The organism is Palleronia pelagia, from assembly GCF_900110115.1.
Classification (GTDB): Bacteria; Pseudomonadota; Alphaproteobacteria; order Rhodobacterales; family Rhodobacteraceae; genus Palleronia; species Palleronia pelagia.
Genome location: NZ_FOCM01000006.1, coordinates 140,908 through 153,872, shown reverse-complemented (window position 1 = coordinate 153,872; position 12,965 = coordinate 140,908). Strand labels below are relative to the sequence as shown.

Genomic DNA, 12,965 nt, shown 5'->3' with positions numbered 1-12,965 from the left:
GTTGCAATCGGGTCGCGTGCGGCGGCTAGAGCACGCTTGGCAGCCAGAGCGCGATCTGCGGGAAGGCGATCAGCAGCGCCGACATCAGCAGCATGACCACCACGAAGGGCACCGCCCCCAGCATCACGTCGGTCATGCTGCCACTGCGGCGCGCGCCCTGCACGACGTAGAGATTCAGCCCCACGGGCGGCGTGATCAGGGCCATCTCGATCAGCACGATCATCAGGATGCCGAACCAGATCGGGTCGAACCCCTGCGCGACGACCAGCGGCACGATGATCGGGATCGTCACCACCATCAGCGACAGGGTTTCGATGAAGAAGCCCAGCACGATGTAGATCAGCACGACCACCAGGATGGTGCCCAGCGGGCCCAGCCCCAGCCCCTCGAGAAACCCGCGCAGCTGCGCGCCCAGCCCGGCCGAGGAGAGGGTGAAGTTCAGGAAGGACGCGCCGATCACCACCAGCATGATCATCGACGTGATCTTGACCGTGCCGGTCAGGCTGTCGCGCATCATCCGCAAGTTCACCCCGCCCATCGCCAGCGCGATTGCGAAGGCGCCCGCCACGCCCACCGACGCGGCCTCGGTCGGGGTGGCCCAGCCCTTGTAGATCGTGCCGATGATGACCGCGAACAGCAGCAGGATCGGCACCAGGTCCAGCAGCGCCCGGATCATCTTGCCCAGCGGAAAGCTGCGCGTCTCGCCGCCCAGGTCGGGACGGACCATGCAGATCAGCACCGTCACCAGGATGAAGGCCAGCGCCAGCGCGATGCCTGGGACCAGCCCGGCCAGGAACAGCTGCGGGATCGAGGTCTGCGTCAGGAAGCCGTAGACGATCAGGTTGATCGAGGGCGGGATCATGATGCCCAGCGTGCCGCCCGCCGCGATCGCGCCCGAGAACAGCTTGGGGTCATAGCCCAGCCGCTCGGCCTGGGGCATGGCGACGGTCGCGACGGTGGCCGAGGTTGCGACCGACGACCCGGAGGTCGCCGAGAACATGGTCGCGGTGGCGATGTTGGCGTGGATCAGCCCCCCCGGCAGCCACGAGATCCACTTGTCGAGCGCGGCATAGGTCCGCTCGGCGATGCCCGAGCGCACGAGGATCTCGCCCAGGAGCACGAAGAAGGGGATCGCGATCAGGGTGGCCGAGTTCGAGGACGACCAGACCAGGTTGCCCAACCCCCGTAGCAGCGGAAAGGGCGTGAAGAACTGGTCGATTCCGATCCCGAGGATGAACAGGACGATGCCCACCGGGATCGACAGGGTCAGAAGGCCCAGCAGGCCGATGGAGACATAGGCGATCATTGCAGCGTCTCCGTCTCGGCGAAGGCGCCGATGGCGGCCTCGGATTTGTCGAACTCGCCGCGCAAGACCAGGATCGCCGCGGCGAACAGCGTCGCCCACGACACCAGCGCGAACCAGACCCAGCCCAGCAGCCAAGGCGTCTGGACCCAGGCCAGGGGCGTTTCCAGCGGCGTGTTGGCGGTCGAGCCGTTGCGCAGCGAATTGGCCAGCACAGGCCAGCACTGCCACGCGATCAGCGTGACGACCACGGCGAGGATCAGCATCGAGAAGAGGTCCATCGCCGCGCGGCCCCGGCTCGGCAGGCGCGTGCGCAACAGGTCGATGCGGACATGCCCCAGTTCCAGCAGCGTGAAGGCCATCCCCCAGGACGTGGCGACGGCCATCACGTAGCCCGAGATCTCGTCCGTCCCGCCGAAAGACGTGCCCACCTGGCGCAGCACGATGTCGAGCAGGACGAATGCGGCGCAGCCCAGAAGCCCGATGCCGACCAGGATCGCGACGCCGGTGTTCAACCGGCGCAGGAAGGCGAGAAATCGTTCGGCGGTCATCGGGCTCTCCGGGTTGCGCGGATGCGGTTACTGGGCGATCTGCACGCCGACGACCTCGCCGACGCTGGCGTTCCAGCGCTGGGCCCAGTCGTCGCCGGCCCGCTCGGACCATTCCGGCAGCACTTCGCTGATCAGGATCTCCTCGGCGTTCGCGATGTCGGTCTCGCTGGCCTCGACCAGGGTCATGTCGCGCGCGTCGCCATAGGGGCATTCGCCGTTGCCGGTCAGGCAGGCGATGTCATTCACCAGCGCGTCCTGCGCGCTTTCCCAGGCGGGATCCTCGAACTCGGTCTTGATCTGGGTCTGGATCAGCTCCTGCATCTCGGCGTCGAGACTGTTCCACTTGTCCATGTTCATCGCGGTGACGACCGAGTCCCAGCCGCCCAGGGGGATCGGCATCAGGTGGGTCGAGACCTCCCACCAGCCGGCGGAATAGCCCGAGCCGGCACCGGTCACGGCGCAGTCGACGACGCCCTTCTGAAGCGCGCCCGGCACCTCGGAAAAGGCCACGTTGATGCCCTCGGCGCCAAGCGCCTCGAGGAATTTCGCGGTCATGCGGCCCGACGCGCGGACCTTCAGCCCTTCGAGATCTTCCAGGCTTCCGATCTCGGCGTTGCAGAACACGACCTGCGGCGGATAGGGCGCGATGGCGAGGACCTTGGAGTTGAAGCGGTCGGCATAGATGTCGTCGACCATCGGGCGCGCTGCCTCCACCATTTCGCGCGCGGTGCTGGCGTCGGTGGCGACCAGCGGCACGTCCAGCCCTTCCAGTTCGGGCGCGTCGGCCACGGCGTAATCGGCCACGGTCATGGCCACGTCGTAGACGCCCTGCCCCAGCAGGCGATAGACGTCGCCCACGCCAAGGCCCATCTGGTCATGGGTGGTCAGCGCCACCTCGATATCGCCACCCGATGCCTCGGGCAGGGTCTCGGACCAGAACGGCGCCTCGTATTGCTGGTGAAGCGGCAGGCTCGACCAGCTGCCGACGACGTTCAGGTTCTCGGCAAGGGCCGGCGCCGCGAGCGCGGTGGTGGCGGCGAGGGTAAGTGCAAGTTTCATGGATTGCTCCCTGTTTGGCTTTCGGTGGTCTTGATTGCGGGGGTGCCGTTGCCCAGCACCGGAACCTCGGCGTCCTCGGCCACGTCGGTGATCAGCATGTGACCGGGCTTGTGGGTGATGCACAGGTCCAGCCCGGCGCGTTCCAGCGCGACCTGGGGCGTCACCCCGCAGGCCCAGAAGACGGGCACCTGTCCCTTCGGAACCGGCGCAGGATCGCCCCAATCGGGACGCGACACATCCTTTATGCCGATCTCCTCGGGCGGGCCGTGATGGACGGGTTTGCCGTGGGCCAGCGGAAAGCGGGCGGCGATATCGCGGGCCCGGTCGACCTGATCGGCGTCGATGGCGCGCATCGACACGACCATGCGGCCGCCGAACGGCCCGGCAGGCACCGTCTCGATCCCCGAGCGATACATCGGAACCGTCGTATCGTTGTCGATGTGCCAAAGCGGGATGCCCGCGTCGATCAGCGCCGTTTCGAAGGTGAAGGAACAGCCCAGCGCGAAGGCTACGAAGTCGTCTTCCCACAGGTCCACGATGTCGGTGGCCGTCCCGGCCAGCTTGCCGTCGCGATAAATATTGTAGGCGGGAACGTCGGTGCGGATGTCGACATCGCCCAGCGTCGTCATCATCGGGTTGCCGGTATCGCTGACACCCACCAGCGGGCAGGGCTTGGGATTGCGCTGGCAGTAGCGCATGAAATCCAGCGCCGCGGCTTCGCGCATGATCGCCAGGTTAGCCTGAAGGTAGCCGGCGCCAAGGCCGGCCGTGTGCTTGGCATAGCGACCGGCGCGGATTTCGGCCCGCACATCCGCCAGCGTGGCCCGCCTGAGATCCTGATAGGTGTTGAGCATTGGACCCTCCACTCTCGGGATCGAGTGTTGCGAGGATCGGATATCAAATCAAATCGAATGAATTTGGCCCAGCCTATCGAGGAATTTTATACCCCCTCAGGCGACCTCTAGGGCCAATCGCGCCACCATGGCGGCCAGCGGGTCGGGCGGCTCGGCCACCCAAGACGCGGTGAATTGCAGCGGCGCGGGATGCCAGCCCGGGTCGAACTCGACGATGGTGCCGGACGCGACATAGGGCGCGCCCATGGCGCGGGGCAGCGCCGCGACGCCCAGTCCCGCCTCGACCAGCCTGAAACAGGCCGAAAGCGAGGACGAGGTAAAGATCCGCACCCCGGGGCCGACGAGGTCGATCAGCGTCGCGCGCAGTTCGCGGAAGGGGCGCGTCTGGCGGAGGTACGTGATGACGGGGCGGGTCAGGTGGGACGCCGGGTCGCCGTTCGGCGGCACCGCGTCCGCCGCCACGTACCATGCCAGGTCGAAGGCCGGCAGCGCGATGTTGTCGACGCTGGGCTCCGAGATGGGGCCGAGCAGGAAGGCCAGGTCAATCTCGCGCTCCAGCAGCGACCGGCGCAGGTCGGGCGAGATGTCCACCGTGATCTCGACCATCAGCGCGGGATAGTCGCGATGCAGGCGCGACACCAGGTCGGGCAGCCAGGTCTGGGTCACGGTCTCGGACGCGCCGATCCTGAGGTAGCCCTCATGCGTGCGCGGATCGACGATGTCGCGCTCGACCAGCGACGCCAGGTGCTCGAACCGCTCGGCGTGGCGAAACAGGATCTCGCCATCGCGGGTGGGGCGCAGCCCGGTGGGCGTGCGCTGGAACAGCGCCTTGCCCAGCGTCCGCTCCAGCCCCTTGATCCGCGCGGTGACGGCGGGCTGCGACAGGTTCAGAAGCTTGGCCGCACGGTTCACCCCGCCGTGGTTGACCACGAAGAGAAAGGTCCGAAGCTGGTCGAGGTTCAGGTTTTTCATGCGCCGCCCGCGTCAGGTTTGCACGGCCCGACGCGCCAAGCCAAGACCCGTAAGCGGCCCGCCCGTGCCGGGCGCGACCGGACGCTAGTCGCCGCCTCCATCGCGAACGCGCTCCACCAGTGCCGCCACCTCGGGACCGAGGTCTTCGACGATCAGGCTCACCCCGTCGGCGTTGGGATGAATGCCATCGGGTTGCATGTAATCCGCCATGGCCTGCCGCCGGTCCGGCAGGTCGGCCAGCGCGCCCAGGAAATCGTCGGCGTAAAGCGTGCCATAGCGCTCAGACAGTTCGGGATACATCCCGTCGAATGCCGCCTTGTAGTCGGGGCCGTAGTTGCCCGGCGCCGACATGCCGACCAGCAGGACCTCGACCCCCGCCTCTTCGGCCCGCGCCAGGATGCCGTCCAGGTTCGCGCGGCTGGTGGCCGGGTCGATGCCGCGCAACATGTCGTTTCCGCCCAGCGCGACAATCATGGCGTCGACCTCGTCGCCCAGGGTCCAGTCCACCCGCGACAGCCCGCCCGCGGTCGTGTCACCCGACACGCCCGCGTTGATGAGCCGCGCCGCGACGCCCCGTTCCGCCAGCCACGCCTCGAGCTGCGGGACAAAGCCCTCGTCCTGCGATAGGCCATAGCCCTGCGTCAGTGAATCGCCCAGCGCGGCGATCACCACCGGATTACCCTCCTGCGCCGCCGCGGGCACGGCCAGAGCGAGGCAAAGCGCCGCCTTGGAAAGCGCGCCCCGCACCCCATATGCCGCCCTACGCAACAAGGACACCGCCATGCCAGACCCGGTTCTCAGACTGACCGACACCGCGCTCAGCCTCGACGGCAACGCGGGGCGGGTCGACATCCTGCATGGCATCACGCTGGAGGTCGCGGCCGGGGAAACGGTCGGGCTGGTGGGGCCTTCGGGGTCGGGCAAATCGTCTCTCCTCATGGTGATGGGCGGGCTCGAACGGGCCACGGGCGGCAGCGTCACCGCGCTGGGCCGCGACCTGACCGCCATGGGCGAGGACGCGTTGGCGCGGTTCCGCAGGGACCATATGGGGGTGGTGTTCCAATCCTTCCACCTGATCCCGACGATGACCGCGCTGGAAAACGTGGCGACCCCGCTGGAGCTGGCGGGCGCGTCGGATGCCTTCGACCGCGCCGCGGCCGAGCTGGACCGCGTGGGCCTGTCGCACCGGCTGGATCACTATCCTTCGCAGATGTCGGGCGGCGAGCAGCAGCGCGTGGCGCTGGCCCGCGCCGCCGCGCCGCGCCCCGCCATCCTGCTGGCCGACGAGCCCACAGGAAACCTGGACGGCCCCACGGGGCAGGCCATCGTCGACCTGCTGTTCGGCCTGAACGCCGAACGGGGCGCAACGCTGGTGCTGGTGACCCACGACCCCGCGCTGGCCGCGAAATGCGACCGCACCATCCGGCTGCGGGACGGACGCCTGGAAGGGCCCGCCCGCGAGGCGGCGGAATGATGGCCGGCACCGTTTCTGGGGGCGCCGCCCCCGTCCGCTGCGCGGACTCCCCCGGAGGTATTTTCGGAAAGATGAAGCCGGGGGCGCCGCGATGAGCGTTGCCTGGACGATCGCACGGCGGGAGCTGCGCGGCGGGCTGAAGGGTTTCCGCGTGTTCCTGGCCTGCCTGGCGCTGGGCATCGCCGCCATCGCGGCGGTGGGATCGGTGCGCGAGGCGATTTCCGACGGGCTGAGCCGCGAGGGCGCGCGCATCCTGGGGGGCGACGCCTCGGTCGAGTTCACCTACCGCTTCGCCGAGGACGCCGAGCGCGCCGCGCTGGAAGATCTCGGCCGGGTGTCCGAAATCGTCGAATTCCGCTCCATGGCGGTGGTCGGCCAGGGCGACGACACGCGCCGCGGCCTGACCGAGATCAAGGGCGTGGACGAGGCCTACCCGCTTTACGGCTCGGTGGTGCTGGACCCCGCCATGCCGCTGGACGAGGCGCTGGCCCTGGGCGAGGTGCCGGGCGCGGCCATGGACCGGGTGCTGATCGACCGGCTGGGCCTTTCGGTGGGCGATGAATTCCGTCTCGGCACCAAGACGTTCCGGCTGAGCGCCGCCATCGAGACCGAGCCCGACAGCGCCGGCGGCGGCTTCGGACTGGGGCCGCGCACCCTGCTGCGGACCGAGGCGCTGGACGGCGCCGGGCTGCTGACCGAGGGCAGCCTGTTCGAGACCGAGTATCGGCTGGCCCTGCCGCCCGAGACCGACCTGGATCGCGCCGAGGCCCGTCTGGACGCGGCGCTGCCCGAGGCCGGCTATCGCTGGCGCGATCGGCGCAACGGCGCGCCCGGGGTGCAGCGCTTCGTCGATCGGCTGTCATCCTTCCTGGTGCTGGTCGGGCTTGCGGGCCTCGCGGTAGGCGGCGTCGGCGTCGCCTCGGCGGTGCGCGCGCACATGGTCGAGAAGACCGCCACCATCGCGACGCTTAAGACGCTCGGGGCGAGTGGCGGGACGATCTTCGCGATTTACGCGTTGCAGATCGCGGTGCTGACAGGCCTGGGCCTGCTGATCGGGCTGGTGCTGGGCGCGGGCCTGCCGCTGCTTTTCGCCCCGGTGATCGCCGATCGGCTGCCGGTGCCCGCCAATATCGGCATCTACTGGCGCCCCTTGGCCGAGGCCGCCCTCTACGGCACGCTGGCCGCCGCGCTGTTCACCCTTTGGCCGCTGGCCAAGGCGCAAGGCATTCGCGCGGCCAGCCTGTTCCGCGCCACGGGCGGCATGCCCGCCGGTCTGCCGCGGCCCGCCTTCATCGCCGCCAGCGCCGTGCTGCTGGCGCTGCTGGTGGGCGCGGCCGCGGCCCTGTCGGGGCTGCCGCAGCTGAGCCTCTATGCCGCCGCCGGCCTGGCCGCCGCCTTCGCCGCGCTGGTGGGTGTCGCCGCGCTGGCCCGGCTGCTGGGCCGGTCCCTGTCCCGCAAGCGCGCCGTCAGGGGGCGCCCTGCCCTTCGGCTGGCCCTGGGCGCCGTGGGCGGTCCGGGGGGCGAGGCGACGGCCGTGGTCCTGTCGCTGGGTCTCGGGCTGACGGTGCTGGCGGCCGTGGGCCAGATCGACACCAACCTGCGCGGCGCCATCGCGCGTGATCTGCCCGACGTGGCGCCCAGCTATTTCATGGTCGATATCCAGCCCGCCCAGATCGAGGGATTCCGCGAGAGGCTGGATAGCGACCCAGGCGTCGAGAAGGTCCGGACGGCGCCGATGCTGCGGGGCATCATCACCGAGATCAACGGGCAGGACGCGACCGAGGTGGCGGGCGAGCACTGGGTGCTGCGCGGCGACCGGGGCGTGACCTATTCCGACCGCCCGCCCGAGGACACCGTGATCACCGCGGGCGAATGGTGGCCCGCCGATTACCAGGGCGAGAACCAGATCAGCTTCGCCGCCGAGGAGGCCGAGGAGCTGGGCCTGTCGCTGGGCGACCGGCTGACCCTGAACATCCTGGGCCGCGATATCGAGGGCGAGATCACGTCGTTCCGCGAGGTGGATTTCTCGACGGCCGGGATCGGCTTCGTGCTGGCGATGAACCCCGGCGCGCTGCGGGGCGCGCCGCATACCTTCATCTCGACCATCTACGCCGAGCCCGACGCCGAGGCCGCGATCCTGCGCGATCTGGCCGACGCCTACCCGAACATCACCGCGATCCGGGTGCGCGACGCGATCGATCGGGTAACCGACATCCTGGCCGGGATCGCGGCGGCCGTCACCTATGGCGCGGCGGCGACGCTGGTGACCGGTGGCGTCGTCCTGCTTGGCGCGGCGGCGGCGGGTACGCGCGCGCGGGTCTACGAGGCGTCGGTGCTGAAGACACTGGGCGCGGGCCGCGCGCTGATCCTGCGCAGCTTCGCGCTGCGGTGGGCCATGCTGGGCCTGGCGGCGGGGATCGTGGCCGTGGCCGCCGGCGGCGTGGCCGGCTGGGCCGTCAGCCGCTTCGTGATGGAGACCGATTTCGTGTTCTCCACGGGCTCGGCCCTGCTGATCGTCGGCGGGGGCGTTCTGGGCACCCTGCTGGCCGGTCTGGGCTTTGCCTGGCCACCGCTTTCGGCCCGTCCGGCGCAGGTCTTGCGCGGGCAGGAATGACCCGCGCGACCCCGGTAGGATGCGGGGAGAAGCGTGTTGACACCCCGTCCGGGCGGGACTAAACGCAGCCGCGGTATGGCGTGATAGCTCAGCTGGTTAGAGCACAGCACTCATAATGCTGGGGTCGGCGGTTCAAGTCCGCCTCACGCTACCATCCACCTCCCCAGTGATTCCTGGAATTCTTTGGAAAGAGCTGTCGCCCTATCATTGCGACCGAGACCGTTCGGTGCATTCCATCCAGCGCCCCGCGTTCTTGATCTCAATCCATGGTCTCACTCGAGCGGATAGGACCCGCACGCGTCCGGCACTGGCGCTTTCGGGTGAATGGGCCGCGTGCAATATCGACCTGCCGCATTTGCGGATGCAGCAGGCGGCGGACGGTCGATCCGGACTGTCCGGCTGCCGCCCCACTTCTTTGTGCACGCGAAAAGCTTGGGTCCTGACCGGAAGGTCTCATTGAGCAATACGCAACGCCGGTCGCCAAAATGATCCGCCGGCGAATGCAGCCTGGGCTGCGTCGCAGTGGGGTCCGGCCAAGCGGGTTGGTTCAAATGCTGGGCACCGGCAGCGAATCTGCAACCGCCGCGCGTCCAACCCGACCGACAACACGTCGGATAGATTGTAAAGGCTGCTCCGAACGACCGTGCACGCATGCCGAAATCCTCGCCCCCAAGAGCGAGGCAAGCCCTGGATGACGAAGGGGCCGGACCGCAGAAATCAGTGATGCTGTTATCTCACACCGTCAGGTCGAAGACCTGCCCGCCGAGGCTCAGGTTGATGGCGTCCTGCCCGTCACCGTCCACCAGCGCCCAGAGGATCTGGCCCGTGGGCCGGTAGATCACGAAGGCCTCGTCCACACCGTCCGCCCCGGCATTGGCGGTGTTCGTCACGTTCACCTGGAACTGGTCGCGCGTGGCCGAACCGCCATAGACCAGGACGTCGCCCTCCGCGCTGGAATAGTCCTGGATCCAGTCGTTGCCGTGATCCGCGATGCCGAGGTGGAAAAACCTGTCGCCGCCGGCCCCGCCATTGACCCGGTCGCTGCCGAACCCGCCGTTGATGAAGTCGAACCCGTCGCCGCCGAAGATCTCGTCGCCGAAGGCGCTGCCGGTCAGCGTGTCGTCGCCAGTCCCGCCGATGACCGTGTCCGCGCCGAAGCCGCCGGCGATATCGTCGTTGCCGGCATCGCCGCGCAGCTCGTCATTGCCGTAGCCGCCGTCGATGATGTCATCGCCGTCGCCGCCGTAGACCACGTCGCGCAGGTCGGCCGCCGTCGCGCCGCCCAGGATCGTGTCGTTGCCCGCGCCGCCGATCAGCACGTCGGATCCGTCGCCGCCCTCGAGGGTGTCATCTCCGCCCTCGCCATCCAGCGTGTCGTTCCCCTCCCCGCCGCGCAGGAAGTCGGCTGCTCCAGTGCCCGCAAGCCGTTCATCCGATTCGGTGCCAGCGCCGTCCAGAAGCGGTCCCTCTACGATGGCGCCGCCCGCAATCTCGACGAGGCGGTAGGCCCCCAGCGCGTCACCGGTGTCCGTCAAATCAACGCCGGAGGCCCCTTGATAATTGATCGCTCGCCCCTCGGCGATAAGCCGAAGGCCGAGCGCGAGCTCACCTGCGTAGATCGGTATGCCCGGTCCGCTGGCCACATCAGCGACGAAATCGGCGTAGATCGCCGGATCGGATGATCCCGCCGACTGCATGGCCAACAGGATCAGCGCCGTTGCATCATAGGTCTCGGCGGCAAAGGGTGCTGCGGGATCAAAAGCACCGCCCACCGCGTCCGCGAAGCGGGACACGAGCAGATCCGGCGTGTCGGGAACCAGACCGCGAACCCCATCGGCCGCCACCCCGAACCGGTCGGTCAGGGCAGAGGTGAGCATGCTGTCGGATACCACGACACCCTGAGCAAAGCTCCCGGCGCTTAGCACCGCTTCGAGAATTCCAGACCCACCGTCGCCACGTTCCGGGTAGCCGATGATCACCAGGCGTTCGCCGCCCGCCTGAGACAGGGCCGCCGCCTCGAGCCCATAATCCAGGCGCCCGTTCTGGTGGACCTGGGAGATGGTTACGGTGCCGCCCGCCGCTTCGAAGGCCGCGCGAAAGGCATCGGCGTAGGTCTGACCGTAACTGTTGTCGGTGCGTGTCAGCGCCACGGAGCGGACGCCTTCAGCGATTAGCTGGTCACTCAGGAGAATGGCCTGACGATCCTCCTGCACTGCTGTTCGGAAGAACAAGCCGTCGTCAGGCTCCTGCGACAAAGCGACGGCCGTGGCAGACGGCGAAATCATCGCCATTCCGGAAGGGACGGCGACATTCTGCAGAACGGCCTGCGTCACGCCCGAGCAATTGGGACCGACCAGACCTTGAACGCCTTCACTGGCAACGAGTCGCTGCGCTGCCGCGATTGCAGCGGCCGCGTCGATGCAGGTGGAATCGGCCAAGACGGGCGTGACAGCATGGCCATCGAGGAATGCACCGCTTTCGGAGACTTCGCGCATGGCAAGCTGCGCTGCCTCCGACATGGCCTCTGCCAGAGACTCAATCGGACCTGTGAAGCCCAGAAGGACTCCGAGCCTTACTTCGTGATCGGGCATTATTCGTGTATCCTCCTGATGGTTGAGCTTCCAAGTGCCTCAGAAACAGGATTCGACGTGAGCACCTGTCGAGACAAAGTTCCGGTCGTGCCGTCCAAGCAGATGGGTCACACCGTCAGGTCGAAGACCTGCCCGCCGAGGCTCAGGTTGATGGCGTCCTGCCCGTCACCATCCACCAGCGCCCAGAGGATCTGGCCCGTGGGCCGGTAGATCACGAAGGCTTCCTGCACGCCGTCCGCCCCGGCGGTGGGCGTCGTGGTGACGTTCACCTGGAACTGGCTGCGCGTGGCGCTGCCGCCATAGACCAGGACGTCGCCTTGGGACGCGTCGTAGTCCTGGATCCAGTCGTTGCCGTGATCCGCGATCCCGAGGTGAAAGAACCGGTCGCCGCCAACCCCGCCATTGACCCGGTCGCTGCCGAACCCGCCATTGATGAAGTCGAACCCGTCGCCGCCGAAGATCTCGTCGCCGAAGGCGCTGCCGGTCAGCGTGTCGTCGCCAGTCCCGCCGATGACCGTGTCCGCGCCGAAGCCGCCGGCGATATCGTCGTTGCCGGCATCGCCGCGCAGCTCGTCATTGCCGTAGCCGCCGTCGATGATGTCATCGCCGTCGCCGCCGTAGACCACGTCGCGCAGGTCGGCCGCCGTCGCGCCGCCTTCGATCAGGTCGTCGCCCGCGCCGCCGATCAGCGTATCGGCCCCGTCCAGCCCGCGCAGCGTGTCGTTCCCCGCCCCGCCGTCGATGAAATCATCTGCGACGCCGCCCTCCATCAGCTCACCCGCTGCGCCACCCGTCAACTCGCGCGGCAGAAACTCCGCTGGCAGGTCGCGTATGAACGTGTTCGGAGCTTCGGACAGGTCAATGGGCTGTCCGGGTCCGTAAGCACCACTGGCTGCGCTGACCGAGATTATCGATGCGACGAATGCATCGATGTTGAGCGTGGAGAATCCGGGAAACGGGTCTCCGGCAAGAACGAAAAAGAGATTGTCGCTCTGGAAACCGTTATCGGCCTGGAACTGGAGAACGGTGCTCGAAAGGCCCTGTCCCCAATCGACCTGACCGATATGAGTCGTGTAGCGTCCATCGTCAGGAAAGACGTCGACGCCGTTCACGAAACCAACGCTCGCCTCGAAAGCCCTGATTTCGATCTCGACTTCGGGAAGGGCGTTCTGCAGGGCGCCACCGTCACCGGCGCTGACGATGGTGTAACTCAACGTCGTCTGGTCGTCGGGCATGGCCACGGAAAGGGCGCTGCCCCCGATGTCCGTCAGACTGGTCCCGCCGGCCAAGCCGAGGCGTGACCCGTTGACTGTGATATACGGCATTACGGTTTCCCCCAAAAAACCTATAATAAAAGTGATGCTGAAATCGCTATGAGCGTCTCGAATGGCTCGGATTGATCGGCAGCATGTCCTTCCCCGGTCAGAAGCGTAGGCCGTTCATCTCGCGCGAGTCAAACTCGGACGGACGGCCCAGACGGTGCACGCGATCCTCCGGTTGGCCGCGGGTCAATGCTGCATCGTGCCATGGACAGGGCCGCGCATCCG

General features: G+C 67.9%; 10 protein-coding genes and 1 tRNA gene. 3 read left to right on the top strand and 8 right to left on the bottom strand.

All coding sequences use genetic code 11. The annotated features are described in order from the left end of the window. Nucleotides 1-25: 25 nt before the first annotated feature. From BMX96_RS13695 to BMX96_RS13670, 6 genes are all read right to left on the bottom strand, one after another. Nucleotides 26-1,306, bottom strand: a complete 1,281-nt coding sequence (locus BMX96_RS13695) for a TRAP transporter large permease (protein ID WP_091846006.1) — start codon at nucleotides 1,304-1,306, stop codon at nucleotides 26-28. Beyond that, complete coding sequence (locus BMX96_RS13690) at nucleotides 1,303-1,854, bottom strand: TRAP transporter small permease subunit (RefSeq protein ID WP_091846005.1); 552 nt, start codon at nucleotides 1,852-1,854, stop codon at nucleotides 1,303-1,305. Before BMX96_RS13690 ends, BMX96_RS13695 begins: the two co-directional genes overlap by 4 nt. A gap of 27 nt (nucleotides 1,855-1,881) precedes the next feature. Beyond that, a complete protein-coding gene (locus BMX96_RS13685) occupies nucleotides 1,882-2,913 on the bottom strand; it encodes a TRAP transporter substrate-binding protein (RefSeq protein ID WP_091846004.1) in 1,032 nt (343 codons plus the stop codon). Beyond that, nucleotides 2,910-3,767: a putative hydro-lyase gene (locus tag BMX96_RS13680; RefSeq protein WP_091846003.1), complete on the bottom strand. Its 858-nt coding sequence runs from the start codon at nucleotides 3,765-3,767 to the stop codon at nucleotides 2,910-2,912. The genes BMX96_RS13685 and BMX96_RS13680 overlap by 4 nt, the downstream gene beginning before the upstream one ends. 96 nt (nucleotides 3,768-3,863) lie before the next feature. Continuing rightward, nucleotides 3,864-4,739 (bottom strand): LysR family transcriptional regulator, encoded by an 876-nt coding sequence (locus tag BMX96_RS13675; RefSeq protein WP_091846002.1) that lies wholly within the window; start codon nucleotides 4,737-4,739, stop codon nucleotides 3,864-3,866. A gap of 84 nt (nucleotides 4,740-4,823) precedes the next feature. Beyond that, nucleotides 4,824-5,522 (bottom strand): arylesterase, encoded by a 699-nt coding sequence (locus BMX96_RS13670; RefSeq protein WP_091846001.1) that lies wholly within the window; start codon nucleotides 5,520-5,522, stop codon nucleotides 4,824-4,826. On the opposite strand from BMX96_RS13670, the gene BMX96_RS13665 reads away from it, so the two are divergent. The 3 genes from BMX96_RS13665 (at nucleotide 5,521) to BMX96_RS13655 (ending at nucleotide 8,981) form a co-directional block, all read left to right on the top strand. After that, nucleotides 5,521-6,213 (top strand): ABC transporter ATP-binding protein, encoded by a 693-nt coding sequence (locus BMX96_RS13665; RefSeq protein WP_073127922.1) that lies wholly within the window; start codon nucleotides 5,521-5,523, stop codon nucleotides 6,211-6,213. The genes BMX96_RS13670 and BMX96_RS13665 overlap by 2 nt on opposite strands. Before the next feature lie 91 nt (nucleotides 6,214-6,304). Continuing rightward, on the top strand, nucleotides 6,305-8,827 hold the full coding sequence (locus tag BMX96_RS13660; RefSeq protein ID WP_091846000.1) for an ABC transporter permease: 2,523 nt from the start codon (nucleotides 6,305-6,307) through the stop codon (nucleotides 8,825-8,827). A 77-nt stretch (nucleotides 8,828-8,904) separates the two neighbouring features. Next, nucleotides 8,905-8,981: transfer RNA gene (locus BMX96_RS13655), tRNA-Met, on the top strand. Nucleotides 8,982-9,561: 580 nt separating this feature from the next. Here the strand turns inward: BMX96_RS13655 and BMX96_RS20080 are convergent. Together BMX96_RS20080 and BMX96_RS20075 are read right to left on the bottom strand one after the other, a co-directional pair. Then, nucleotides 9,562-11,418 carry an ABC transporter substrate-binding protein gene (locus BMX96_RS20080; protein ID WP_269085887.1) on the bottom strand — a complete coding sequence of 619 codons (1,857 nt, stop codon included), beginning with the start codon at nucleotides 11,416-11,418 and terminating at the stop codon, nucleotides 9,562-9,564. A gap of 107 nt (nucleotides 11,419-11,525) precedes the next feature. Then, on the bottom strand, nucleotides 11,526-12,653 hold the full coding sequence (locus BMX96_RS20075; RefSeq protein WP_269085886.1) for a calcium-binding protein: 1,128 nt from the start codon (nucleotides 12,651-12,653) through the stop codon (nucleotides 11,526-11,528). Nucleotides 12,654-12,965 lie beyond the last annotated feature (312 nt).